This is a genomic window from Sanguibacter inulinus, from assembly GCF_013415325.1.
GTDB classification, from domain to species: domain Bacteria; phylum Actinomycetota; class Actinomycetes; order Actinomycetales; family Cellulomonadaceae; genus Sanguibacter; species Sanguibacter inulinus.
The window spans coordinates 38,200-61,514 of record NZ_JACBYE010000003.1 but is presented as its reverse complement, the minus strand read 5'-3'; the positions used below and the strand labels follow the sequence as shown (position 1 = coordinate 61,514).

At 71.2% G+C, this 23,315-nt stretch carries 15 protein-coding genes and 1 riboswitch; of the genes, 4 read left to right on the top strand and 11 right to left on the bottom strand.

Annotated features, from left to right (window positions below; translation table 11 throughout):
* Positions 1 to 83: 83 nt before the first annotated feature.
* Entirely contained in the window at positions 84 to 977 is an 894-nt protein-coding gene (purU, locus tag HZZ10_RS01960; RefSeq protein ID WP_056128948.1) for a formyltetrahydrofolate deformylase, read from the top strand.
* A 70-nt stretch (positions 978 to 1,047) separates the two neighbouring features.
* Here purU and pulA read toward each other — a convergent pair whose 3' ends face one another.
* The gene (gene pulA, locus HZZ10_RS01955) at positions 1,048 to 7,929 is read right to left on the bottom strand and encodes a pullulanase-type alpha-1,6-glucosidase (protein WP_179912205.1); all 6,882 of its coding nucleotides are present in this window, start codon (positions 7,927 to 7,929) and stop codon (positions 1,048 to 1,050) included.
* 435 nt (positions 7,930 to 8,364) lie between these two features.
* Entirely contained in the window at positions 8,365 to 9,354 is a 990-nt protein-coding gene (locus HZZ10_RS01950; RefSeq protein WP_179912204.1) for a malate dehydrogenase, read from the bottom strand.
* Between the two features lie 403 nt (positions 9,355 to 9,757).
* Between HZZ10_RS01950 and HZZ10_RS01945 the strand changes: the two genes are divergently transcribed.
* Positions 9,758 to 11,017, top strand: coding sequence for an MIP/aquaporin family protein (locus tag HZZ10_RS01945; protein WP_179912203.1), 1,260 nt, complete (start codon positions 9,758 to 9,760; stop codon positions 11,015 to 11,017).
* A gap of 143 nt (positions 11,018 to 11,160) precedes the next feature.
* On the opposite strand, the gene HZZ10_RS01940 is transcribed toward HZZ10_RS01945, so the two are convergent.
* Positions 11,161 to 11,637, bottom strand: a complete 477-nt coding sequence (locus tag HZZ10_RS01940) for a DUF3017 domain-containing protein (RefSeq protein WP_179912202.1) — start codon at positions 11,635 to 11,637, stop codon at positions 11,161 to 11,163.
* A 71-nt stretch (positions 11,638 to 11,708) separates the two neighbouring features.
* On the opposite strand from HZZ10_RS01940, the gene HZZ10_RS01935 reads away from it, so the two are divergent.
* Positions 11,709 to 13,109, top strand: coding sequence for an NAD(P)/FAD-dependent oxidoreductase (locus tag HZZ10_RS01935; protein WP_228086854.1), 1,401 nt, complete (start codon positions 11,709 to 11,711; stop codon positions 13,107 to 13,109).
* Between the two features lie 77 nt (positions 13,110 to 13,186).
* Here HZZ10_RS01935 and purH read toward each other — a convergent pair whose 3' ends face one another.
* Both purH and purN read right to left on the bottom strand, forming a co-directional pair.
* Entirely contained in the window at positions 13,187 to 14,848 is a 1,662-nt protein-coding gene (gene purH, locus HZZ10_RS01930) for a bifunctional phosphoribosylaminoimidazolecarboxamide formyltransferase/IMP cyclohydrolase (protein ID WP_179912201.1), read from the bottom strand.
* 68 nt (positions 14,849 to 14,916) lie between these two features.
* Positions 14,917 to 15,006, bottom strand: a riboswitch (ZMP/ZTP riboswitch).
* A 128-nt stretch (positions 15,007 to 15,134) separates the two neighbouring features.
* Positions 15,135 to 15,821 (bottom strand): phosphoribosylglycinamide formyltransferase, encoded by a 687-nt coding sequence (gene purN / locus HZZ10_RS01925; protein ID WP_082543763.1) that lies wholly within the window; start codon positions 15,819 to 15,821, stop codon positions 15,135 to 15,137.
* A 98-nt stretch (positions 15,822 to 15,919) separates the two neighbouring features.
* Here purN and HZZ10_RS01920 point away from each other — a divergent pair, with 98 nt between their 5' ends.
* A complete protein-coding gene (locus tag HZZ10_RS01920) occupies positions 15,920 to 16,537 on the top strand; it encodes a hypothetical protein (protein ID WP_179912200.1) in 618 nt (205 codons plus the stop codon).
* On the opposite strand, the gene HZZ10_RS01915 is transcribed toward HZZ10_RS01920, so the two are convergent.
* The 6 genes from HZZ10_RS01915 to HZZ10_RS01890 all read right to left on the bottom strand — a co-directional run bounded on the left by HZZ10_RS01915 (position 16,513) and on the right by HZZ10_RS01890 (position 23,237).
* Entirely contained in the window at positions 16,513 to 17,985 is a 1,473-nt protein-coding gene (locus HZZ10_RS01915) for a cell division protein PerM (protein WP_179912199.1), read from the bottom strand. The two genes, HZZ10_RS01920 and HZZ10_RS01915, sit on opposite strands and share 25 nt — an antisense overlap.
* 255 nt (positions 17,986 to 18,240) lie before the next feature.
* Positions 18,241 to 19,131, bottom strand: coding sequence for a succinate--CoA ligase subunit alpha (gene sucD / locus HZZ10_RS01910; RefSeq protein WP_056128929.1), 891 nt, complete (start codon positions 19,129 to 19,131; stop codon positions 18,241 to 18,243).
* A 33-nt stretch (positions 19,132 to 19,164) separates the two neighbouring features.
* The gene (gene sucC / locus HZZ10_RS01905; protein WP_056128925.1) at positions 19,165 to 20,337 is read right to left on the bottom strand and encodes an ADP-forming succinate--CoA ligase subunit beta; all 1,173 of its coding nucleotides are present in this window, start codon (positions 20,335 to 20,337) and stop codon (positions 19,165 to 19,167) included.
* Positions 20,338 to 20,542: 205 nt separating this feature from the next.
* Positions 20,543 to 21,562, bottom strand: a complete 1,020-nt coding sequence (locus tag HZZ10_RS01900; protein ID WP_373367306.1) for a magnesium and cobalt transport protein CorA — start codon at positions 21,560 to 21,562, stop codon at positions 20,543 to 20,545.
* Between the two features lie 327 nt (positions 21,563 to 21,889).
* Complete coding sequence (locus HZZ10_RS01895; protein WP_308507459.1) at positions 21,890 to 22,399, bottom strand: GNAT family N-acetyltransferase; 510 nt, start codon at positions 22,397 to 22,399, stop codon at positions 21,890 to 21,892.
* Positions 22,400 to 22,586: 187 nt separating this feature from the next.
* The gene (locus HZZ10_RS01890) at positions 22,587 to 23,237 is read right to left on the bottom strand and encodes an AIM24 family protein (protein WP_056128922.1); all 651 of its coding nucleotides are present in this window, start codon (positions 23,235 to 23,237) and stop codon (positions 22,587 to 22,589) included.
* Positions 23,238 to 23,315: the final 78 nt, after the last annotated feature.

Genomic DNA, 23,315 nt, shown 5'->3' with positions numbered 1-23,315 from the left:
CCAGCAGGCGCCCCTCGGCTGCGGCCGAGGGTCGCCTGCCGGACGCCCGCCCCGGGAGGTCGCCGACGAACTACCCTGTGCGAGTGACCACGACAGCCCCCTCCGCGCCCGCCGGCAGCACGCAGCCCGGCACCCCCGAGCACTGGGTGCTCACGCTCTCCTGCCCCGACAGGGCGGGCATCGTGCACGCCGTCGCGGGTGCGCTCGCCGAGCACGGCGGCAACATCACGGAGTCGCAGCAGTTCGGCGACGCGGAGACGCAGCTGTTCTTCATGCGGGTACAGGTGGAGTCGACGGCCTCGCGCGAGGAGCTCGTCTCGGCTCTCGAGCCGCTCGCGGAGACCTTCTCGATGTCGTGGCGCCTCGACGTGGTCGGGCGCCCGGTGCGCACCCTCGTGCTGGTGAGCACCGCGGCGCACTGCCTCAACGACCTGCTGTTCCGGCAGCGCTCGGAGAACCTGCCGATCGACATCGTCGGGGTGGTCGGCAACCACCGGGACCTCGAGCCGCTGACCGAGTTCTACGGCAAGGAGTTCCACCACATCCCTGTCACCAAGGACACCAAGGCCGAGGCCGAGGCGCGGCTGCTCGCGCTGGTGCGTGAGCTCGACGTCGAGCTCGTGGTGCTCGCCCGGTACATGCAGATCCTCTCGGACGACCTGTGCCGCGAGCTCGAGGGCCAGGTCATCAACATCCACCACTCGTTCTTGCCGAGCTTCAAGGGTGCGAAGCCGTACCACCAGGCGCACGACCGTGGCGTCAAGCTCATCGGTGCGACGTCTCACTTCGTCACGGGCGACCTCGACGAGGGACCGATCATCGAGCAGGACGTCGAGCGTGTGGACCACACCCGCACCGTCGAAGACCTCGTCGCCCTCGGCCAGGACGTCGAGCGCCGCGTGCTGGCCCGCGCCGTGAGGTGGCACGCGGAGCACCGGGTGCTGCTCAACGGGCACAGGACGGTCATCTTCCGCTGACGCTGGGTCCTAAGACGACGACGGGCCGCACGGAGATCCGTGCGGCCCGTCGTCGTCTCTGTACCTCTCGCTAGCCGGCGTCGTCCCGGCGGCGGCGGGCGGTGATCGTCGCTGCACCCGCGCCGAGCAGCACGAGGGCGAGGACGGCTGCCGCGAACGGAGCGGCGCCGGTGAGGCTCAGCCCGCCGCCCGGTCCTGACGCCCCTGCACCGCTGCCGTCGACAGCGAGCACGGTGAGCGCTGCTGACCCCTCGGTGCCCGACGCGAGCCCGACAGCCCGGATGGTGTGCGCACCGGGCTCGGTGGCGAGCGGCACGGTCACCCGGACCGACAGCGCGCCATCGTCCCCGGCTGCCCGGGCGACGAGCAGCTGCGGCTCCGAGTTGAGCCACACCTGGACGGTCTCACCCGGCGCGAAGCCGGAGGCGTCGACCGTCAGGCTCTCGCCTGCGCGGACAGTGCTGGCGGAGAGCGTGACGACCGCGCCGTCGACGCCGTCGGTCGGGCCGTCGGTCGGTCCACCCGTCGGGCCATCTGTCGGTCCAGCCGTCGGCTCCTCCGTCGGCGGTTCGGTCGGCTCGGTCGGCCCGGCGACCTGGGTCTCCGTGAGCACGGCCACGGTCCGTGCGGGCACCGTCACCTGACCCGTCGCAGCGTCCCAGGTGGTCTCGCGCACCACGGCGTCCGACCCGTCGGCCTGCACGGACGAGAGCGCGAGCTCACGCCCGACAAGACCGTCGACGGTCTGGGTGACAGACTCCGGGCTCGCGTTGAACACCACGAGCAGCCCGTCGAGCGCCGGGTCTACGTCGGCGCCCACGGTGTCGTCGACGTGCATGACGATCACGCCGGGTGCCGCGTCGGCGCCCGACCCCGGGAAGGTGACCTTCTCGGTGATGAGCCCTGCCTCGCCGAGCCTGAACAGCGGGGTCGAGAACCGCAGGCGCAGCAGGTCGGAGGCGGCTGCCTGGGCTGTCGCCATGTCGGCAGGGGCAGGCTTGAGCGCCGGGTCGGCGAGAAGCGGGCGCATGTAGTCCCACTTGTCGCCGTTCTTCTCCTCGGGAGGCAGACCGGACCCGAAGGTGTTCTCCTGGCCGGTCCAGTCGATCTCGTTGAAGTGGTCTCCCGAGTTGAAGCTGTCGCGGTCGAGCGACTTGCTGCGCAGCAGGTCCGTCCCGGCGTGCCAGAAGGACGGGGTCTGCGACAGGGTCGTCGTGGCGAGGGACAGCGTGTTCATCCGGACCCTGTCGGCCATCGAGGTCTCGACGGGCAGCTTGAGGGTGAGGATGTCGAAGAGCGTCTCGTTGTCGTGGGCATCCACGTAGGTGACGACCTCTTCAGGTGAGTCGGCGTAGCCGGCAGGCTGGCCGTTGTAGTCGATCTCGTCGCCGCGCTGGACCGTGCCCGCCGACGTCTCGAAGCTGAAGGCCCGCAGGTTCCCGGCGAGGCCGAGACGCACGAGGTCTGTGCTGTGCGCGAGGGCCGCGAGCTCTTCGGGCGAGCCGTCGTTGAGCGTGGCGGGGTCGCTCGTGCTCGTCGGGCGCCCGTTGGGGGCGGTCCCGAGCCCCGTGCCGAAGCCCTGCTGGAAGATGCTGTCACCCGAGACCGGGCTTCCTCCGTGCACGGCGTCGCGCAGGCGGTCGGAGAAGGTCCCGATGCCCGTGCCGCCGAGCTGCCCCTGGGTGGCCTGCTCGAAGAGCGCGTTGTCGGCGACCTCCCCGAAGTTCCAGCCCTCGCCGTAGAGGTAGACCGACGAGCCGTCGACCCCGTCCTTCTCGAGGGTCAGGGCGTCGAGACCAGCGCGCACGGCGAGCATGGTGTCGCGGGAGTGATGGCCCATGAGGTCGAAGCGGAAGCCGTCGACCTTGTAGTCCCGCGCCCACGTGACGACGGAGTCGACCATGAGGCGCTCGGCCATCGCGTTCTCGGTCGCGACGTTCTCGCAGCACGTCGAGGTCTCGACGGCCCCTGTCGCGCTGAGGCGCTGGTAGTAGCCGGGGACCACGCGGTCGAGCACAGACTTCTCGGACTGGCCGCTCGCCGCGGTGTGGTTGAACACCTGGTCGAGGACCACCTGGAGGTCGCTCGCGTGCAGGCCGCCGACCATGGAGCGGAACTCGGCGACGCGTGCCCCGCCGTCCTGGTTGCCCTCGGTCGCGTACGACCCCTCGGGCGCCGTGAAGTGCAGCGGATCGTAGCCCCAGTTGAAGGCGTCGGTGCTCGCGACAGCGCCGACGGCCGCCTGCTGCTCGGTCGAGTCGGGGGCGAAGCCGCTGAGGTCGCCGGTGGTCTCCTGCAGGGCCCGGTCTTCTTCGATCGTGGCGATGTCGAAGGTCGGCAGCAGGTGCACGGTGTTGAGCCCTGCGGCCGCGAGCGACCTCAGGTGCTTCATGCCGTCGGAGTCACGGGTGAAGGCCTTGTAGGTCCCGCGCTCTGCCTCGGGGACGGACTCGTCGGTGATCGAGAAGTCGCGCACGTGCAGCTCGTAGATGCTGCGGTCGACGTCGCGCTCGACCACAGGCTGCGGGGTGTCGGCCCACAGCGCCGGCTGATAGGTCGGGTCCGCGAGGTCGACGAGGACGGACTGCGCGGAGTTGAGCGTGAGCGCGACGGACGAGGGGTCTGTCACGACGTTGTGCTCGACGGCGCCCGTCGAGTGGACGTAGACCTCGACGTCGTAGACGTACGCGGCGTCCTTCCATGACGCGGCACCCTGGGTGACCCAGGTCCCGTCGGCCTGCCGGACAGCAGGTACGTCGGTCGGGGTGCCCGCGGCGAGGCCGTCACCGTCGAGCCACACCCGGGTCGTCACGGACTTCGCCGTCGGCGCCCAGAGGGTCAGCGTCGGGACGTCGCCGTCCCACGTCGCACCGAGCGGGGTGTCGGCGGCGACGGTGAAGAGGTCGTCGACGACCCCGGAGACCTGCACGCCTGTCGAGTACTCGAGCCCGGCAGGGCCGGCCTGGGTGAGGCGCAGCTCTCCGGTGAGCAGACCGGCGACCTGCTCGTCGGTCACACCCGCGTCGAGGGCGAGCGCGAGGTACCCGCTGGCGAGAGGGTGCCGGGTGCGCAGGTCCTCAGGCACGCCGTCGGGCAGCAGCGTCAGCGGGAGGTCGGTGCCGTCAGGCGTCGTGACGACACCGTCCTGCACGGTGATCCCGCCGGCCGGGGCGCCGTGCAGCGTCCAGGTCCGTGCGGCGGGGTCGCCGCCCTCGGGGACGGCTGCTGTCGGGAGCGCGAGCGTCCGCGCGTCGAGCCAGAAGGCCCGCGCACCGGCACCCGGCACGCTCTGGTCTGCCTGCACTGTCATCTCCCCCGTGGTCGAGTCGAGGCGGAACATCATGGTGACCCAGTCGGACGGGACGTCGAAGACGACGTTCTCGGCCGGGAGCGCGTCGTCCCAGTCTCCCTCGAAGACCGTCTTGGTCTCGTAGGTCCCGGCCTCGAGCCGGTCTGTGGTCAAGCTGTAGACGACACCGTCTGTCGTGGACATCCACGACGCGAGGCAGGTCGCGTCCCAGTCGGCAGCGCAGCCGAGCTCGGACTGGAAGTCGCCCGCGGCGACGGCGAGGCGACCGTCCGGGCTCCCCTCGAAGAAGTGCATGACCGTGTGCGAGACGTCGTCGTAGACGAAGGTGACGTCCTGGTCGGCGGGCAGGGTGAAGGTGACGTTCCCGCCGTCTCGGCCGTAGCTCTCGCTCCAGGCGTGGTCGATCACGGCCTTGTACTCGTGCGTCCCGGCGGTGAGCGGGAAGGTCTTGGAGTACACGGATCCCGCACGCTCGGTGAGCTCGGCGGAGACGCAGGTCTGCTGCCACGCACCCGTGCAGCCCATCGCGGCGTTCATGGTGCCGGCGATCGACACGGTGACGTCGCGCAGGGGCGTGGGCCCCTCGGGCTCTTCGGGGGCGGCCGCGGCGGCGACGGTCAGCACGCCTGCCGCACGGTCGAAGGTGAAGGTCGCCGTCGGCGCCTCGGCCGTCACCGTGAAGACGACGTCGCCGCCGTCCGCTCCCCCGTGGCTGGTGTCCCAGGAGAACCCCTCGACCACCTTGGCCTTGTAGGTGCCCGGCGTCAGCACGTCGGTCGTGAAGGTGTAGGTCGTGCCGTCAGCACCGGCGACCAGCTGACCGCCGACGCAGGCGTCGGAGAAGTCCGCCGCGCAGCCGAGCTGGGTCTGGAAGTCGCCCGCGACCGTGAAGACGGGCTCGCCGGCCGGGCTGCTGGTGCCGAGCTTCGTGGCGGGGTCGAACCAGAAGGTCCGCGGTCCACCCGGGTGGGTGTACGAGTAGTTGCCGTCGGCGGAGTTGTGCACCCCGCCGACGCCGTAGCTGTCGGCCCAGTCCGCACCGAAGGCGTACTTGTGCTGGTACGTGCCGGCCGGGATGTCGAAGGTCCCGGAGTAGAGACCGTCCTCGCCGAGCGTGAGGGCCGAGCCCTCGCAGCCCGGGGCCCAGTCGGAGCAGCCCATGGACGCGCCGTGGCTGCCGGGGACGGTGAGCCTGTCGCTCGGGTCAACGACGACCGGGGTGCCCGTGCCGTGGTCGTCGCCGATGCTCGCGGTGACGACGGTCTGGGTCAGCCTGTCGTCGGCGTCGCGCACGACGGCCCTGTACTCGACGACGGTGCCCGGCGCGAGCGCCGAGACATCCTGGTAGAGGCGCGGCGAGCCGTCGTCGACCGTGCCGAGCAGCTCCCAGTCCTGCGCACCGGCGACGCGGTACGAGAGGGTCGTCTCGGCGTAGCGCTCGGTGCCGAGCTCGACGGAGATCTCCTGCAGACCGGTCAGGCCCTGCCCCAGCGTCGGGGTGGTGAAGGCCGCCTCGACGGGTGCAGCATCTGCCGTGAGCGGGGCCTGCGCCTCGTAGACGACGGCCGAGAGGGCGGGCACGGTGACCGAGACGGTCCCGTCGGCGCCCGACGAGACGGGGGCGGTCGTGCCGTAGAGCGGCGCGAAGGCCGCGTCGGTGGTCAGCGCTGTGAGCTCGACCGTCGACTCGGTCGTCGCGTTGTTCACGGCGACGAGGATCTCGGCCGGGTCGCTCGCCTCGGTGTCGACACGCGAGAAGGCGTAGACACCGGCCCCCGAGGCGACGTGCTGCTCGATCTGCGCGCCGTCGGAGAGCGCCGGGTGGCCGGTCCGCAGGGCGGCGAGCTCGGCGATGTGCGTGTACAGCGGGGCGTCGGTGCCGTAGTGGTCACCCGCGCCGGACGACCCGTCGAGGAGCGCCTGGTCCCGGAACTCGGGGACCTGGGAGTCGAAGAGCGACTGGCGGGCGTTCTTGTCCTTGCCGTCACCGACGCTGCCGACGAAGCCCTGCTCGTCGCCGTAGTAGACGACGGGCTGCCCGCGGGTCAGGTACATGAGGGAGTGCGCGAGCTCGGAGCGGGCCAGCGGGTCGTCGGAGTCCTTGACCACGTAGCCGATGCGGCCCATGTCGTGGTTGCCGAGGAAGGTCGGCAGCGCGTGCGCGTTCTTGGTCGCGGTCGTGTACCTGTCGTCACCGTCGAAGAGCAGCTGGAGCCCGCGGGCGCTGTTGCCGTTGGCGTAGGACGACGCGGCCGACTGGTACGTGAAGTCGAGGACCGAGTCCATGTCGGTATCGCGCACGTAGGGCGAGAGCTTGACGGGGTCGGCGTCGTAGACCTCGCCGAACATGAAGAACTCGGGGTTGCCCGAGGCCGCCTTGACCGCGGTGGTCCACTCCTCCCAGAACGAGAAGTCCACGTGCTTGACGGTGTCGATGCGGAAGCCGTCGATGCCGGACTGCGCCCAGTGCGAGTAGATGTCGACGAAGCCCTGGACCACCTCGGGCTGGGAGGTGTCGAGGTCGTCGAGGCCGTCGAAGTCGCCGAGGACGACAGACTCGCCCTCCCAGGTGGAGTTGCCGCGGTTGTTGTACCGGGCCGGGTCGTTGAGCCAGGACGGCGTCTTGGCGTCTTCGAGGCCGATCGGCAGGAACGGAGTGTACGGCTCCTGCGTCGTCGGGCGGTAGGTGTACTGGCCCTCTTCGTAGTCGATGATGTCGGCCGTGTGGTTGGTGATGATGTCGAAGTAGACCTTGATGCCTCGCGCGTGGGCCTCGTCGATGAGCGCGTCGAGCTCTTCGTTGGTGCCCAGGTGCGGGTCGATGGTCGTGAAGTCGGTGATCCAGTAGCCGTGGTACCCGGCCGAGGCGTCCGCCCCGGTGCCCTGGACAGGCTGGTTCTTGAAGGAGGGCGTCAGCCAGATCGCCGTGGTGCCGAGTCCGTCGATGTAGTCGAGGTTGTCGCGCAGGCCCTGGATGTCACCGCCGTGGTAGAACCCCTTGTCGGTCGGGTCGAAGCCCGTGTCGAGGCGGTCCGTGGCCGGCACGCCGTCGACGAGCACTCCCCCGGTGTCGTTCGAGGGGTCGCCGTTGGCGAAGCGGTCTGTGAGGACGAAGTACATCTGCTCGTCGCCCCCGGGCTGGCGGACCGGGGCAGGCGCGTCCGCGTCGGTGGGCTCGGGGACGTCAGCGGTCGGGACGAAGCTCGTGCGGCCTGACGCGGTGTCGAAGACGACCTGCAGCTCGACCTCGCCCGCGGTGCTCAGCCGGATGTTCTCGGCGCCCGAGCCTGTGGTCCCGGAACGGCCCCAAGACGGGTCGTCCCAGGTGTCACCGGCGAGCACCTTGAGCTCGTAGTCGCCGCCGGGGACGGTGACGGTGGTCGAGTAGACCCCGTCGGTCGCCGTCGGGGCGAGCAGGCCCGCCTCGCAGGCGGGCTCCCAGTCGGCGGCGCAGCCGATCTCGGACTGGAGGCTGCCCACCAGGCGCGGCGCTCCGGGTGCTGCGGTGGCCGGGGCTGCGCTCACGGTGCCGGCGACACCGGCGAGGCTCGCTCCGAGCAGGGCGACCGCAGCCAGGGCTGCGGGGTATCTCCGAGACGGGCCTCGGAGCAGGGGGAACTGACGTGATCCTGCGTGGATCATCCACGACTCCTTCGTCGAGGGCGCGCGACGGTGCGCACCCAGGTCTGATGGGCAGGACTGTACGCGTTGCTGAAACTTGCAGCAAGGGTGCGGGTGAAGGTTGCAGCGTGGCGTCGAGACGTGGCTTTTCTCCTAGACGAATGCGGGCGAGACGGGCGCGAATCTTGCAGAGATTCATCCCAGGACCGAGTGCCTGGGAGCGCTCACCGATCGCCGCGGAGGGGCGTAGGCGCGTAGGCGCGTAGGCGCGTAGGCGCGTAGGCGCGGAGGTGCGGAAGCGCACGACCCTGGGGCCACCCGGACGCACGAAGACCCGGCCGCGCAGGCGACCGGGTCTTCGTGCTGTCGTGCAGTGTCAGGGTGGTGCAGCGCCCGAGTGGTTCAGTATCAGAGCAGTGCAGCGCCGGACTGGTTCGGTATCAGAGCAGCGAAGCGTCAGACCAGCCCGAGGCTGCGGACCGCGTCGCGCTCCTCGACCAGCTCACGCACCGACGCGTCGATGCGCTCGCGCGAGAAGTCGCCGATCTCGAGGCCCTGGACGATCTCCCACCGGCCGTCGCGCGAGACGACAGGGAAGGACGACACGAGCCCCTCGGGGACACCGTAGGAACCGTCGGAGACCAGACCAGCCGACGTCCAGTCGCCCTCGGGCGTCCCGTGCACCCAGTCGTGGACGTGGTCGACGGCGGCGTTGGCAGCCGACGCGGCCGACGACGCACCGCGTGCCTCGATGATCGCGGCCCCACGGGTCGCGACCGTCGGGATGAAGTCGTCGGTCAGCCACGACGTGTCGTCGGTCAGCGCGGTCGCTGGAGCGCCGGCGATCTCGGCGTGGAAGAGGTCGGGGTACTGCGTGGCGGAGTGGTTGCCCCAGATCGTCAGACGGCGGACCTCGGCGACCGAGACGCCGGCCTTGGTCGCCACCTGGCTCAGCGCACGGTTGTGGTCCAGCCGCGTCATCGCCGTGAAACGGTCGGCGGGGACGTCGGGGGCGTGCGACGAGGCGATGAGCGCGTTGGTGTTCGCGGGGTTGCCGACCACGAGGATCCGCACGTCGTCCGCAGCACCCGCGTTGATCGCGGCGCCCTGCGGTCCGAAGATGCCGCCGTTGGCCTCGAGCAGGTCACCGCGCTCCATGCCCTTGGTGCGCGGGCGCGCGCCGACGAGCAGGCCGATGTTGGTGCCCTCGAAGCCCTCGGTCGGGTTGTCGAAGATGTCGATGCCCGCGAGCAGCGGGAAGGCGCAGTCGTCGAGCTCCATGGCCGTGCCCTCGGCAGCCTTGACCCCCTGCGGGATCTCGAGGAGGCGCAGCCGGACGGGCGTGTCGGGCCCGAGCAGCTGGCCCGAGGCGATGCGGAACAGCAGCGCGTAGCCGATCTGGCCGGCGGCTCCTGTCACGGTGACGTTGACGGGGGTAGGGCTCATGTCACAACTCCTTCGTTCGGCACGGTCCTGGGGTGCACACACCTGCCGGACCCTGGAGGTGCGTCGACTGCACGACCTGGAGGAGCCGGACCACTCTCGATCCTGCCCTACACGGCTCGTGCACGACACTCGTACCTCGACGGGGGTTGCGCGGGGACGGACCTCGGCGACCGCGTCTCGGGTGCGTCAACGCTACTAGACTTCTCGACGTCAAGATACTTCTGGCAGAGTCCTCACCAGGAGGGATACCGTCAGACGCGGGCGACGCACAGCGTCTCGTCAGGCCGCTCCCAGGTGCGTCTGCCACCATGCTCGACGTAGACCTGCAGCCAGGGGGCCCGCGGTCACGCATCTCGTGCCGGGCAGCCCCGCGCTCACCACACCGACTCTCGACAGGACTCTCATGTCACACGACGCCCACGCACCGACGACGATCACGGAGACCGTGACCGTCCAGACCGCGGTCGACGACCCGACGACGGTCGCCGCACCGAAGCCGACCTCGCTCGCTGCGGTCGCCGGCGCAGAGCTCTTCGGCTCCTTCCTGTTCGTCTTCGTCGGTCTCGGTGCGGCGCTGTACGCGACGACGCAGGGCCTGAGCACCTTCGAGGTGGCCCTCGCCTACGGCATCGCGCTCATGGGTGCGCTCGCCGCCGTCGGGCACGTCTCGGGCGGTCACTTCAACCCGGCGGTCACGCTCGGCGCGACCCTGGCCGGGCGCACCTCGTGGCGCAGGCTCCCTGTCTACTGGGTCTCGCAGGTCGTCGGCGCCGTCGCCGGCGCCGCAGCACTCTTCGCGGCCCTGCCCGCCAGCTTCGCCTCCGAGTCCTCGGCCTACGCGACCCTGCGCGACTTCTTCTCGACGACGGCCAACGGCTACGGCGTCCACTCGGCCGCCTACCGCGCCGCCGAGACGGCCTTCTACACCCCGTACCTCGCCCAGGGCGCGACCCGTGCCCAGGTTGACGAGGCCATCACCGCGGGTCAGCTCGCAGCCCCCACCCTGCCGTCCTTCGGGACCGTCGAGGTCGTCATCTTCGAGGTCGTCCTCACGGCGCTGTTCGTCGGCATCTTCCTCGCCGTGACCGACCGCCGCGTCCGCTCGCGCATGGTGCCCGTCGTCCTCGGCCTGAGCTTCGCCGCTCTGCTCGTCGTCGCGTCCCCGATGTCCAACGGCTCGCTCAACCCGGCACGCTCGATCGCCGCCGCGGTGTTCTCCGACGGCTGGGCCTTCAGCCAGCTCTGGGTGTTCCTCGTCGCACCGCTCGCCGGTGCGGCGATCGCCGCGCTCTTCTACCGCGGCTTCGCCTCGGGCCCCACAGCGCTCAGCGCTGCCGTCGCGACGGGCATGCGTGACGAGATCGCCGTCGAGGAAGAGGCCGCCGACGCGCAGGCGCGCGACTCGCTCTTCGACCGCCCGGCCACGACCGACGAGCGCGATGCTGCTGACGCTGGAGCGGCTGTGACGGCCGTCGTCGTCGAGAAGACCGTCGTGGTCGAGAAGGTGGACGGAGCTGCGAAGGGTGACGCTGCTCCGAAGACTGACGACGCTGCGAAGACCGACGCTGCTCCGAAGGTCGACGGCGCCGAGGGTGCCGCGGCCGAGAAGGACGCAGGCGCCGAGGGCGTCTCGGCCGACGAGTCCTCGACCGACAAAGCCTGACCCGCTCACGCACCGCACCAGCGCTGCCCCGGACCTCTCAGAGGTCCGGGGCAGCGTGCGTCAGGGGCGACGGGCTGTTGCCGTCGTCTCAGAGGTCCGCGCCAGCGCGCACCATCGACGACGAGGTGCTCGGCGTCCTCGCCTCAGAGGTTCGGGGCGGTCTGCGCGAGGAAGGCCATCGCAGCGGCCAGCAGCAGGTAGAACACCACGTCGGCGGTCCGCGAGCGCACAGCGAGACCGACGACGTCTCCGGGGAGCACAGCCCGGCAGATCCCGGCGGTCACCAGCACCGCTGCGAGCGCGAGGGCGCCGGCCGAGGCACTGACGGTGACCACGAGGACGAGGACGACCACGAGCGCCCCCATGACGGCCCAGATGGCTGGGCTGCGACGCGGCTGGGCGGGCATCGGGTGCAGGCTCTGCGCGACGACGTGCTCGTTGAGCTCGTGGGGCTCGACGGGCTCGTGGGGGTCTTCTACCTCACCGCGCTCGCCTGGCGGGGCGGTCGCAGCAGCGCTGCTGAGCGCAGCGTCGTGCGCCTGCGCACCGTCGGCCAGGGGCACCGGCCCGAGGGGTCGGCCGGTCGAGTCCTGACCGGCCGTCACGTCGTCCACCGTCATCCCGCCTGCCGCTGTCGGTCTGCTCACCACTGTCACGAGCGCATCACCCGACCGAGACTACCGTTGGCTGCATGCATCGAACGCCTTCCCCCGCCGCGCCGTCGTCTGTGGACCACCCTGCGGACACCCTGATGGAGCCGTCTGCCGCCCGCCCGGTCGGGTCGCCGGCTCCGGAGCACCTGTCGGTCCTCGTCGTCGGGGCCGGTCTGGCAGGCGCGCAGACGGCCGCGGCACTGCGGGCCCACGGCAGCACCGGACGCATCACCGTGCTGGGTGCCGAGGGAGTCGCCCCGTACGACAGGCCTCCGCTGTCGAAAGAGCTCTTCACCCGCACGTCGCCGGCCTGGCTGGTCGACGAGACCGGTGCCGACCTCGACGTGCTGGCCGACGAGACCGTCCTCGGCGACCCGGCTGTCGCGCTGACCCTGGGCGCAGACGGTGGGCCGAGCATCGTCACCACGGCGTCAGGACGCACCATCACGGCGGACGTCGTGGTCCTGGCCTGCGGCTCGGAACCGGTCCGCCCGGTCGGGTGGGACAGCGCCACGACCCTGCACACCGCAGCAGACGCCGAGGCGCTGCGGGCGTCCCTGTCGCCAGGCCGTCGTCTGGTCTGCGTGGGGGCCGGCTGGATCGGGGCCGAGGTGGCCGGTGCTGCTGCCGCCCAGGGGGTCGAGGTGACCGTCGTCGAGGCTGCGCCCGTCGCGCTCCACCGCCAGCTCGGTGCGCAGGTCGGCGCGCTGCTCGCCGGCTGGTACGAGAAGGCCGGTGTCACGCTGGTCACCGGCGTGACCGTGACGTCTGTCGGCCCCGAGGGTGTGCACGTCGACCACGGGACGCGCCGGGAGATGGTCGGCGCCGACGTGGTGCTCGCCGCCGTCGGGGCCCGCCCGGCGACGGGGTGGTTGGCGGGCACCGTGCCGACAGGGCCGCGCGGAGACGTGCAGACCGACATCCACGGCCGTGTGCTCGCGGGACCAGGGTCTGCATCCGGTGAGGGCGCCGCGCCGGAGACCGCTGCCTCCCAGCCTGCGGTCTGGGCTGTCGGCGACTGCGCCACGCGCGCGGACGACGTGTGGGGCCAGGTGCACGGAGGCCACTGGTCTGCGGCGCTGCTGGACCCCGGCACCGTCGCACGCTCGATCCTCGGCCTCGAGACCCCGCCGGTCCCGGCGCCCTACGTGTTCTCGACCCAGCTGGGTCACGACCTCGCCCTCTTCGGCCTGCCGGACCCGACTGCGGACAGCGTCGTGCTGCGCGGCGACCCGTCGACCCCGGGGACCGGCTGGGTGGCGTGCTACGTCGGCGAGGCCGGGACCGTCACGGGGATCTTGGTGGTCGACTCTCCGCGCGACGTCGCCGCGGCACGACGCCTGATGGCCCAGGGGCCCGCGCTGCTCGACCTCGACAAGGTAGCCGATCCCAGGGTGCCGCTCAAGGCGACGGCAGCTGCCACGCCCAGCTCGGCCTGACCTGGAAGACTCGCTCACCCCCCAGACCCGGAGAGCCCGACCTGACCATGAGGAGGTCAGGCCGGGCTCGTCCCGTCTCAGTGTGCGAAGTGGCGCGTCCCCGTGAGGTACAGCGTGACCCCGGCGGCCTCGGCCGCGGCGATCACCTCGGCGTCGCGGACCGAGCCGCCCGGCTGGACCACGGCGCGGACACCCGCGTCGAGCAGCACCTGGAGCCCGTCGGCGAAGGGGAAGAAGGCGTCGGAGGCCGCGACGGCCCCGCGGGCGCGCTCGACGTCACCGGAGTTGGCGCGCTCGACCGCGAGGCGGCACGAGTCGACCCGGTTGACCTGTCCCATGCCGACCCCCACAGAGGCCCCGCCGTCGGCGAGCAGGATCGCGTTGGACTTCACGGCGCGCACGGCACGCCACGCGAACTCGAGGTCGGCGAGGGTCTGGGCGTCAGCGGCCTCACCTGTCGCAAGGGTCCAGCTCTCGGGCGCGTCGCCACCGGTCTCGGAGGCGGCGTCGACGCGGTCGACCTCCTGGACGAGCAGGCCGCCGCTGATCGGACGGGTCTCGACGGTCGCGGACGGCGCGCCGTCGACCTGGAGCAGGCGGATGTTCTTCTTGGCGCTGAGGATCTCGACGGCCTCCGGCTCGAAGCCCGGCGCGACGACGACCTCGGTGAAGATCGGGGCGATCTGCTCCGCGGCGGCCTTGGTGATGATGCCGTTGGCGGCGATCACACCGCCGAAGGCGCTCAGCGGGTCGCAGGCGTGGGCCTTGGCGTGCGCGTCGGCGATGTCGCTGCCGACGGCGATGCCGCAGGGGTTGGCGTGCTTGATGATCGCGACTGTCGCGCCCTCGTGGTCGTGGGCGGCGCGCCAGGCGGCGTCCGCGTCGACGTAGTTGTTGTAGCTCATGGCCTTGCCGTGCAGCTGGACGGCCTGGGCGAGGCCCCCCGTCGCACCCTCGGCCACGTAGATCGCAGCACCCTGGTGCGGGTTCTCGCCGTAGCGGAGCACGTCCGAGCGCGTCCAGGTGGCACCGCGCCAGGACGGGAAGCCCGTCGAGACGCCCAGACCGTCGGGGCCGTCGGTCAGCACGACGTCCGTCGGAGAGACGACCTCGCTCATCCACGTGGCGACGGCGACGTCATAGCTCGCGGTGTGCACGAAGGCCTGCGCGGCGAGCGCCTTGCGGTGCGCGTAGGTGAACCCGCCACCCTGGACCGCGACGACGACCTCGGGGTACGCGGCGGGGTCGACGACGACGGCGACGCTCGGGTGGTTCTTCGCGGCGGCGCGGACCATGGACGGACCGCCGATGTCGATCTGCTCGACGCACTCGTCGGGCGTCGCGCCCGAGGCGACAGTCGCCGTGAAGGGGTAGAGGTTGACGATCACGAGCTCGAAGGGCGTGACGCCGAGCTCGTCGAGCTGCGCGAGGTGGTCGGCCTTGCGGGTGTCGGCCAGGATGCCGGCGTGCACGCGCGGGTGCAGGGTCTTGACGCGTCCCTCGAGGCACTCGGGGAAGCCCGTGAGCTCTTCGACCCCGGTGACGGGCACACCCGCGGCAGCGATGGTCGAGGCTGTCGACCCTGTCGAGACGATCTCGACGCCGGCTGCGTGCAGCGCCTGGGCGAGCTCGGCGAGGCCGGTCTTGTCGTAGACGCTGACGAGGGCGCGTCGGACTGGGCGCTGCGAGTCGTCGGCGAGCTGGGCGACGGGCTCAGCGGACGGGTGTGCTGCGGACATCAGGGGTCTCCTCCGGGCTGCGGTTCTCGTGAGACCGCCCGTCCAGGTGCGACGAGCGGTGACGTGGACCCAGGCGCCCAGGCGGGCGGCGCAGCTGCGGGGGCGTTCCGGTCGCTCCCCGGTGGTGAACCCCACCCTCGCCAGTCGCGACCGAGATCCAGCCTAACCGAGATCGGACGCAGGCTGAAGGGGCGGGCTCGAGGGGGCGGCTGCAGCGGGGTAGGCCGGGGTGGCGCGGCCCAGAGCCGTGCCGTTCCGCGAGCAAGAAAGAAACCCAGCCCTGCCGTCAGACCTCAGGCGTCCCGACGACGACCCTGCGGCCCTCGACGCTCAGGCCGCCACGGGCGATCTTGCCGACCCACTCCACGAGCAGCGCACGCTCGACGGCCTTGATGCGCTCGTGGAGCGTCGGCTCGTCGTCACCGTCCTCGACGGCCACGGCTGCCTGCGCGACGATCGGGCCCGTGTCGACCCCCTCGTCGATGAGGTGCACTGTGCAGCCGGTGATCCGCACCCCGTGGGCGAGGGCGTCCCGGACGCCGTGCGCGCCGGGGAAGGCCGGGAGCAGCGCAGGGTGGGTGTTGAGGGTGCGTCCGCCGAAGGACGTGAGGAAGCTGCGGCCCAAGATCCTCATGAAGCCCGCGCTGACGACGTAGTCCGCGTGGAAGACCGCGACGGTCTCGGCGAGAGCACGGTCCCAGTCCTCGCGGGACGCGAAGTCGGAGGGCTCGACGACAGCGCACGCGACACCTGCCGCGCGGGCGTGGTCGAGGGCTCCGGCCCCGGGCTTGTCGGTCACGACGGCGACGACCCGGGCGCCGTAGGCCGGGTCTGCCTGGGCGTCGAGCAGGGCCGCGAGGTTGCTGCCCGCTCCCGAGGCGAGGACGACCACCCGAGCGGGCGATCCCTCGGTGCGCCCCACGACGGGGACGACGTGGCCGGACGGGGTACGGACGGGGTCACCAGGAGTCACGGTCGGAAGACTAGCCTGCCGACGCGCAGCCGCGCCGGACGGCTCCACAGGCCGGGCCGTCTGCACCACGGCCCGTTGCGGTACGGGATGATGGGCTCATGGGAAACCCGTACGCGCCCAAGCCCCCGGGCAGCACCCCGCACCGCCCGGTCGCGACCGGATCTCCGCAGGACGGCCAGGACGGCGGGCTCCCGCCGCAGTCCCCCGCACCGCAGCCACTCCCGGGCCAGCCCGTCACGCCTGCTCCGGGCGACCACGGCCAGCCGGGACCGGGTGGCGCACCGGGCAGCTGGGACGGGCGTGGGGCACCGCGCGCGCCACGCCCGCCGGTCGACCCCGAGAAGGCTCGCCTCGCGACCCGGGGAGTCATGATCTTCGGGCTCTACATGCTGGCCTCGCTGCTCCTCAGCTCGGTCGCGCTGCCCTGGCGGATGCTCAGCGTCGCCGTCGGTGTCGCTGCGCTGGTGGTCGGCGTCCGGGCCCTGCGGACCGTGTGGCGCGCAGGTCTGCGCGGTGGGCTCGTCGTGGTGCTGTCGGCCGGCATGCTCATGACCGTGATCCTCGGGCTCTCGACCCTCGCGGTGATCCCGGTCTGGGGCATCGAGACAGACCGTCAGACCTGCCTCGACGAGGCGATCACGATCACGGCCCAGACGTCCTGCCAGACCACGTACGAGACGGCGATCGACGACTACAGGTCGTCGCTGACCGACTGAGGCGGGGTCGTCGGAGCAGGCGCAGCGGTCGAGGTCGACGTGGTCGTCGACGCGCCCTTCGTCGGTGCAGCTCCCGCTGTCTCCTCGGCAGGTGCTGCCGTCCCGGGACCCTCCCCCGTGCTGGAGCCTGCGCCACCGGCTCCGGGATCCACCTCAGCGTCGCCGCCCGCTCTCCCCCGCCCGCGCACGGACCGCCACGCGGCCACCACGGCGGCGTGCACCTCTGCGCGGGTGGCGAGCAGCACCAGCAGCGCGCCGAGACCGGTCTGCGCGGCGACGCACCCGCCGAGGTAGACGGGCGAGGCCCCGACGTCGGCGAGCCTGCCGGGACCGGCGACCCCCGAGGCGAGGCCCACCATGATCGCGGTGACCAGCCCGCTCCCCACGCCGACGAGCCCGGCGAGGGGGACGACGTGCCACCACACGAGGCTGTCGGTGCGGCGGGTCGCGGCCCACCCGCCGCAGATCCCGGCGACGACGACGAGCACAGGTGCCCAGAGCGCGATGCCACCCCCGGTGCTCGGAGCCGGCAGCGCGCCGAGGAGCGGGATGGCGGGCAGCGGCCCTGAGGTGACGAAGTCAGGCCCGAAGTGCGTCCCGGAGCCGACGGAGAACCCCGGTCCCGCCAACCAGGTCACGGCGAGCACCGCGAGGTTGGGCAGGACGGCGAGCTGGGCGATCCCGAGGGAGATGGTGCTCGCGGCGTCGAGGCTCAGGTCGCTCAGCACGTCTCCGACGGTCGACCAGCCCATGAGCACCCAGAAGAGCGTGAGGAGACCGGCGAGCACGCCGAGGACAGCCGCGGCCGAGAGCGCGCCACGCACACCGACCCGCAGCAGCTGCGGAACCCGCGCGACGAGCGCACGTGCCTGCGCCACGAGCGGTCCGGGCTCCGGGCCTGTGAGCAGCCCCCAGCCGAGACCCAGGAGGGCGACCACCAGACCACCGACCACGGACGAGGCGAGCTGGAGCCCGTCGGTCGACCCTGTCACGAGCGCGACGAGCAGGACGCCGACGACGTAGGTCGCGACCGCCGTCCACAGCGCGGACCGCGTCGCGACGATCGTGCGCCGCGCCGAGACCAGGACCGCGAAGACGGCGACGGCCGTGATGCCGAGCGGCACGAGGGTCACTGTCGCGGCACCTGTGTGCAAGGGGGCACCGTGCCCGAGCAGCCAGAGTCGGGCGGCCACAGGGACTGCGGCAGTCCAGCCCGAGGTCACGGCGCTCAGCTGGGCGTTGGCGGCCACGGCCATCGCGATGGCGGGCACGACGACCACGGCGAGCGAGAAGACGAGGGCCTGCACGGCCCCGAGGACCCCGGACACCCACGGGGCGCCGAGGTCGAGGCTGGGCCACCGGCGGGTCTTCTCGGGCTGCTCGAGCGTCCGTCGCACGGCACCGGGGCGGGTGCTGGTCGGGTCGTCGCTGCGAGGTCCTCGGTTCACACCGATCATGGTCTCCCCTCGTGGCCTCCGGGCGAGGGAGGCCGGACGGTGAGCCGGGCGACACCGGGCGTGAAAGTTCTGCGGAGACGTGGGGCCCGCGGCCACGGACGTCGCGAGGAACCGCCTGCCCTGGCAACGGCCGCGATGGACCCATCAGGTCTGGCCCAGGGGCGAAGACCGCAGGCCCGCCCCGGACGTACCGGGACGGGCCTGCGGGTCGTGCTGGCGGCCAGCAGGCCGCCGCTGAGCAGCTGCTCAGGCGGAGAGGATCTCCCGCATGAGCGCGGCGGTCTCGGACGGCGTCTTGCCGACCTTGACGCCGGCGGCCTCGAGGGCCTCCTTCTTGGCCTGCGCGGTGCCCGACGAGCCGGAGACGATGGCGCCGGCGTGGCCCATGGTCTTGCCCTCGGGAGCCGTGAAGCCTGCGACGTAGCCCACCACGGGCTTCGTCACGTGCTCGGCGATGTACGCCGCCGCACGCTCCTCGGCGTCGCCACCGATCTCGCCGATCATGACGATCGCGGCGGTCTCGGGGTCGGCCTCGAAGGCCTCGAGGGCGTCGATGTGCGTCGTCCCGATGATCGGGTCTCCGCCGATGCCGATCGCGGTCGAGAAGCCGAAGTCACGGAGCTCGTACATCATCTGGTACGTGAGCGTGCCCGACTTGGACACGAGCCCGATCTTGCCAGCACCCGTGATGTTCGCGGGGATGATGCCGACGTTCGACAGCCCGGGGCTGATGAGGCCGGGGCAGTTCGGGCCGATGAGCCGCACGCCGCGCTCCTGAGCGAGCGTGAAGAACTCGGCGGTGTCCTTGACGGGGACACCCTCGGTGATGATGACGACGAGCGGGATGCCTGCCTCGATGGCCTCGACGACGGCGGCCTTGGTGAAGGCCGGCGGCACGAAGATCACGGAGACGTCAGCACCGGTCTCGGTCATCGCGTCGGCGACAGAGCCGAACACGGGGACGTCGACGCTCGACTCGCCCTTCGGGAAGGTGACGGAGGTGCCGGCCTTGCGCGGGTTCACGCCACCGACGATGTTCGTGCCCGAGGCGAGCATGCGCGTGGTGTGCTTCTGCCCCTCGGATCCGGTCATGCCCTGAACGATGACCTTGGAGTCCTCAGTGATGAAGATTGCCATTGTTGTGTCGCTTCTTCTCTCGTTCGGGTGCGGTCAGACCGACGCGTGGGCGAGCTCGGCAGCCTTGTCGGCGCCGCCGTCCATGGTGTCGGCGAGGGTCACGAGCGGGTGCGCAGCCTCGATGAGGATCGCGCGTCCCTCCTCGACGTTGTTGCCGTCGAGACGGACGACGAGAGGCTTGGTCGCGGCGTCGCCGAGCACCTTGAGGGCGCCGACGATGCCGTTCGCGACAGCGTCGCACGCGGTGATGCCGCCGAAGACGTTGACGAAGACGCTCTTGACCTGCTCGTCGCCGAGGATGACGTCGAGGCCCGCGGCCATGACCTCGGCCGAGGCGCCACCACCGATGTCGAGGAAGTTGGCGGGCTTGACCCCGCCGTGCGCCTCACCGGCGTACGCGACGACGTCGAGGGTGCTCATGACGAGCCCAGCGCCGTTGCCGATGATGCCGACCTCACCGTCGAGCTTGACGTAGTTGAGGTCGTTCTCCTTGGCCTTGGCCTCGAGAGGGTCGGCCGCAGCCTTGTCCTCGAGCTCGGCGTGCTCCGCGTGGCGGAACCCGGCGTTCTCGTCGAGGGTGACCTTGCCGTCGAGGGCGACGATCGAGCCGTCCTCGGTGCGGACGAGGGGGTTGACCTCGACGAGCGTCGCGTCCTCTTCCTTGTAGACGGTCCACAGCTTCTGGAACGCGTCGACGACCTGGGCCTTGATGTCGTCGGCGAAGCCGGCGGCCTCGGCGATCTCGATGGCCTTGGCCTCGTCGATCCCGACGATCGGGTCCACGGCGACCTTGGCGAGAGCCTCGGGGCGCTCGACCGCGAGCTGCTCGATCTCCATGCCACCCTCGACGCTCGCCATGGCGAGGTACGAGCGGTTGGCCCGGTCGAGGAGCACCGAGAAGTAGAACTCCTCGGCGATCTTCGCGCCGGCCGCGATCATGACGCGGTGGACGGTGTGTCCCTTGATGTCCATGCCGAGGATCTCTTCGGCCCTGGCGGCTGCCTCGTCGGGGGTGTGGGCGAGCTTGACGCCGCCCGCCTTCCCGCGGCCTCCGACCTTGACCTGCGCCTTGACGACGACAGTTCCTCCGCCGAGCTCTTCTGCGCCTGAGCGAGCCTCTTCAGGAGTGGTCGCGACCACTCCACCCAGCACGGGAACGCCGTGCTTCTCGAAGATGTCGCGCGCCTGGTATTCGAACAGGTCCACCCTGCTGCGTCCTTCCGTCGACCGGTACACAGATGTCTCGACATCGAGACACTTCTGGACAGCGTAGTGCCGATCACCCGATCGGCGCTCCTGACACTGTGTCAGGTAGGCCACAGTGCGCGGGGTCCTGCGGGTGCGCAGGCGCGAGCCCGCTCGGCTGACCTGCGGACTTGCAGGCGGGCGGGCTCGCGGGCCTGTGCGCGGGCTACATCCACTTCTTCCGCTTGAAGACGACGTACAGCCCGACACCGAGCACGACCATCGCGGTGACGGCCATCGGATAACCGAGAGCCCAGTGGAGCTCGGGCATGCTGTCGAAGTTCATGCCGTAGATCGCACCGATGAGCGTCGGCGCGAAGAGGATCGCCGCCCACCCGGAGATCTTCTTCATGTCCTCGTTCTGGCGCTGGCTGACCAGGGTCGCGTTGACCGTGAGGATCTGCGCGAGAGCGTCGCGGAGCTCGGCGACCCGCGTGTCGACCCGCAGCAGGTGGTCGGAGACGTCCTGCAGGTAGGTGCGCAGCGCGTCGGGGATCCCGTACCTGTCGAAGCCCTTGCCGAGCGCGTCGAGCACGTCGGTCAGCGACGAGGTCGCGTGCTGGAGGTCGATGACCTCCTGGCTCAGGCGGTAGATGCGCTCGGTGACGGCCGCGTCGCCGCTGAAGACCTGGCGCTCGATCTGCTCCTTGTCGACAGCGAGGCCGCGCAGGACCGGCAGGTAGCCGTCGACGATCGCGTCGAGCAGCCTGTAGAGGACAGCCTCTGGGCCGAGGGCGAGCAGCCTGTCGTCGTCGAGCAGGGTGTGGTCGGCGATCTCGGTCGAGCTGCCCGGCAGGGTGGTCTCGTCCGAGCCGTCGATCCACCGTCCGTCCTGGCAGAGCACCGCGATGGCGTGCGGTCGCACGAGCACGTGGAACTCCGAGAAGTCGACGTCTTCGATGTCGTCGAGGTAGCGCGCCGAGCGCACGACGAGGAACAGGACGTCGCCGTAGCGCTCGAGCTTGGGACGCTGACCGGCGTGGTGCAGGTCTTCGACGAGCACGGGGTGCAGGTCCCACGCGTGCGCGAGCTCGTCGACGTCGTCCGCGGTCGGCGTCGGGAAGAGGCTGAGCGTCATCGTGCCGGGCTCGTCCTGGGCGAAGCGCAGGGCCTCCGCGATGCTCACCTCGTGCGGCGCCGCGGTGAGGTGACCGTCCACGACGTACCGGGTGCGCCGGGTCGACACCGTCGTCTCGGGGGCCCCAGGGCCGGAAGCAGCCTGTGAGGACCGCCAGAACCGACTGCCCCGACGCGGACCCGCTGCGTCACTCTGCCTGTGCATCACTCGCACTCTCTTCCTCGGTGGCCCGTGGGCCTGCGGTCGTGGCGGCACGCGTCGCCCCACCGAGGGTACGGGGGCGCGGCTGGCCGGGCCGACCGACGGCGGAGCGCGTCGGTCTGGCGGGCGGCGGCCGTGGTCGGCTGGGCTCTTGCGGACGGTCGAGACCGGTGGCCTTCGCCCAGCCCGATCGCCTCTCAGCCTGGCTGCATCCCTGCCGACCGCGACCAGCCGTCAGAGCGCTCGGCTCATCTCGACCTCGAGCTCGTCGGGAGCGAGCGGGTACGGGACCGTACGACCTGTCGCGACGAAGCCGCGGCGCTCGTAGAACGCGCGAGCACGGGCGTTCTCCTCGTGGACGTGGAGCGTCAACCGGTCGCTCTCGGTCCGCGCCCAGTCTTCGATCGTCGTGAGCAGGGCGTCCGCCAGGCCGACCTCCCGGCCGCGGGCGTCGGGCGCGACGTAGACACCGACGAGCAGCGGACCCGTCGAGACGTCGGGCACGAAGCCGCCCATGGTCGCGACCCAGCGTCCTGACGCGTCGATCGCGGCGATCGCGATGCCGTGCTCCGCGCTGCCACGGGCACCGCGCATCCTCCACTCTGCCTCGTCGTGGGACTGAGCGGTCTCGAGCGTCTCGACGTACGCCTTCGGGGTGTCGCGGATCATCTCGAGACGCAGCGCGCGGACCTCGCGCCAGTCGTCTGCAGTCGTCCGTCTGATGGTGAGCTCGTGTGCTGTCACCGGCCACAGCCTAGGACCGGCGGGCGGATCGATCCAGCCTGGCTGGCGGGTCTGGCAGGACTGGCCGGTCTGGCGGATCCGGCCGGACTGGCCGGCCAGGTGAGCGGACGAGATACCTGTCAGATGGTCGGGCGGGCGGGCGGCAGGACGGGCGAAGGCTCAACCAGAGGCCCAGTCAGACATTCAGTCAGACAGTCTCGGACGGCTGGACGACCACGAAACCCGGACCGTGGAAGGAGTACTGGATCGCCTCGCCGGAGCCGCGGCCGATGAAGGACATCGCGCTCATCGAGCTGACGATGGTCGGGGCGATGCTCGCCGACCAGCACACGGCCGCGTCGGTGTCGACGAAGACCGGGCGCTGCGAGCAGTCGAGGATCAGCGGCGGGCCGTCGGAGGTGAGCGCAACAGTCCCGTGGCCGCCGATGACGGTGTTGAACAGGCCGGCTCCGACCATCCCGGCTCCGCTCGTGCGGTGCACGTCCCACTGCAGGTTCGCGTCGAAGGCGAGGAGCGAGTGCCCGCCGACGCTGATGCCCTCCCCCTCGAGCAGCATGGTGAAGACGTTCGCCGCGCGGCGGGCGAGGTAGACCTCGCCCTGGCCGCTCATCCGCATGAGCGGCTGGTCCTCGGCGGTGAGCACCCGCTTCATCACCTTGGCGACCGAGCCGGCGCCCTCGTGCTTGAACTGGACCTGGCCGGTGTACGCGACCATGACGCCCTTGGCGGCGATGACGTCGGGGCCGAGGGACACCCGCAGCATCTTGGGGCTCTGCAGGGTGTACCGCTCGCCGGTGTGGACCTCGTTGTGGGCCTGGTTGAAGAGCTCGCTTCGCATGGCACGAGTATGCCCTGCGAGGTGGGCGTGTGGCAGGATGCCCGGCCGCTGAACCGGCACGCCAGACACCCGGTTGCC

Excerpts from the sequence above, each read along its gene's own strand:
- pulA (WP_179912205.1), bottom strand. The coding sequence starts at position 7,929 with ATGATCCACGCAGGATCACGTCAGTTCCCCCTGCTCCGAGGCCCGTCT.
- HZZ10_RS01950 (WP_179912204.1), bottom strand. The coding sequence starts at position 9,354 with ATGAGCCCTACCCCCGTCAACGTCACCGTGACAGGAGCCGCCGGCCAG.
- HZZ10_RS01945 (WP_179912203.1), top strand. The coding sequence starts at position 9,758 with ATGTCACACGACGCCCACGCACCGACGACGATCACGGAGACCGTGACC.
- HZZ10_RS01940 (WP_179912202.1), bottom strand. The coding sequence starts at position 11,637 with ATGACGGTGGACGACGTGACGGCCGGTCAGGACTCGACCGGCCGACCC.
- HZZ10_RS01935 (WP_228086854.1), top strand. The coding sequence starts at position 11,709 with ATGCATCGAACGCCTTCCCCCGCCGCGCCGTCGTCTGTGGACCACCCT.
- purH (WP_179912201.1), bottom strand. The coding sequence starts at position 14,848 with ATGTCCGCAGCACACCCGTCCGCTGAGCCCGTCGCCCAGCTCGCCGAC.
- HZZ10_RS01920 (WP_179912200.1), top strand. The coding sequence starts at position 15,920 with ATGGGAAACCCGTACGCGCCCAAGCCCCCGGGCAGCACCCCGCACCGC.
- sucD (WP_056128929.1), bottom strand. The coding sequence starts at position 19,131 with ATGGCAATCTTCATCACTGAGGACTCCAAGGTCATCGTTCAGGGCATG.
- HZZ10_RS01890 (WP_056128922.1), bottom strand. The coding sequence starts at position 23,237 with ATGCGAAGCGAGCTCTTCAACCAGGCCCACAACGAGGTCCACACCGGC.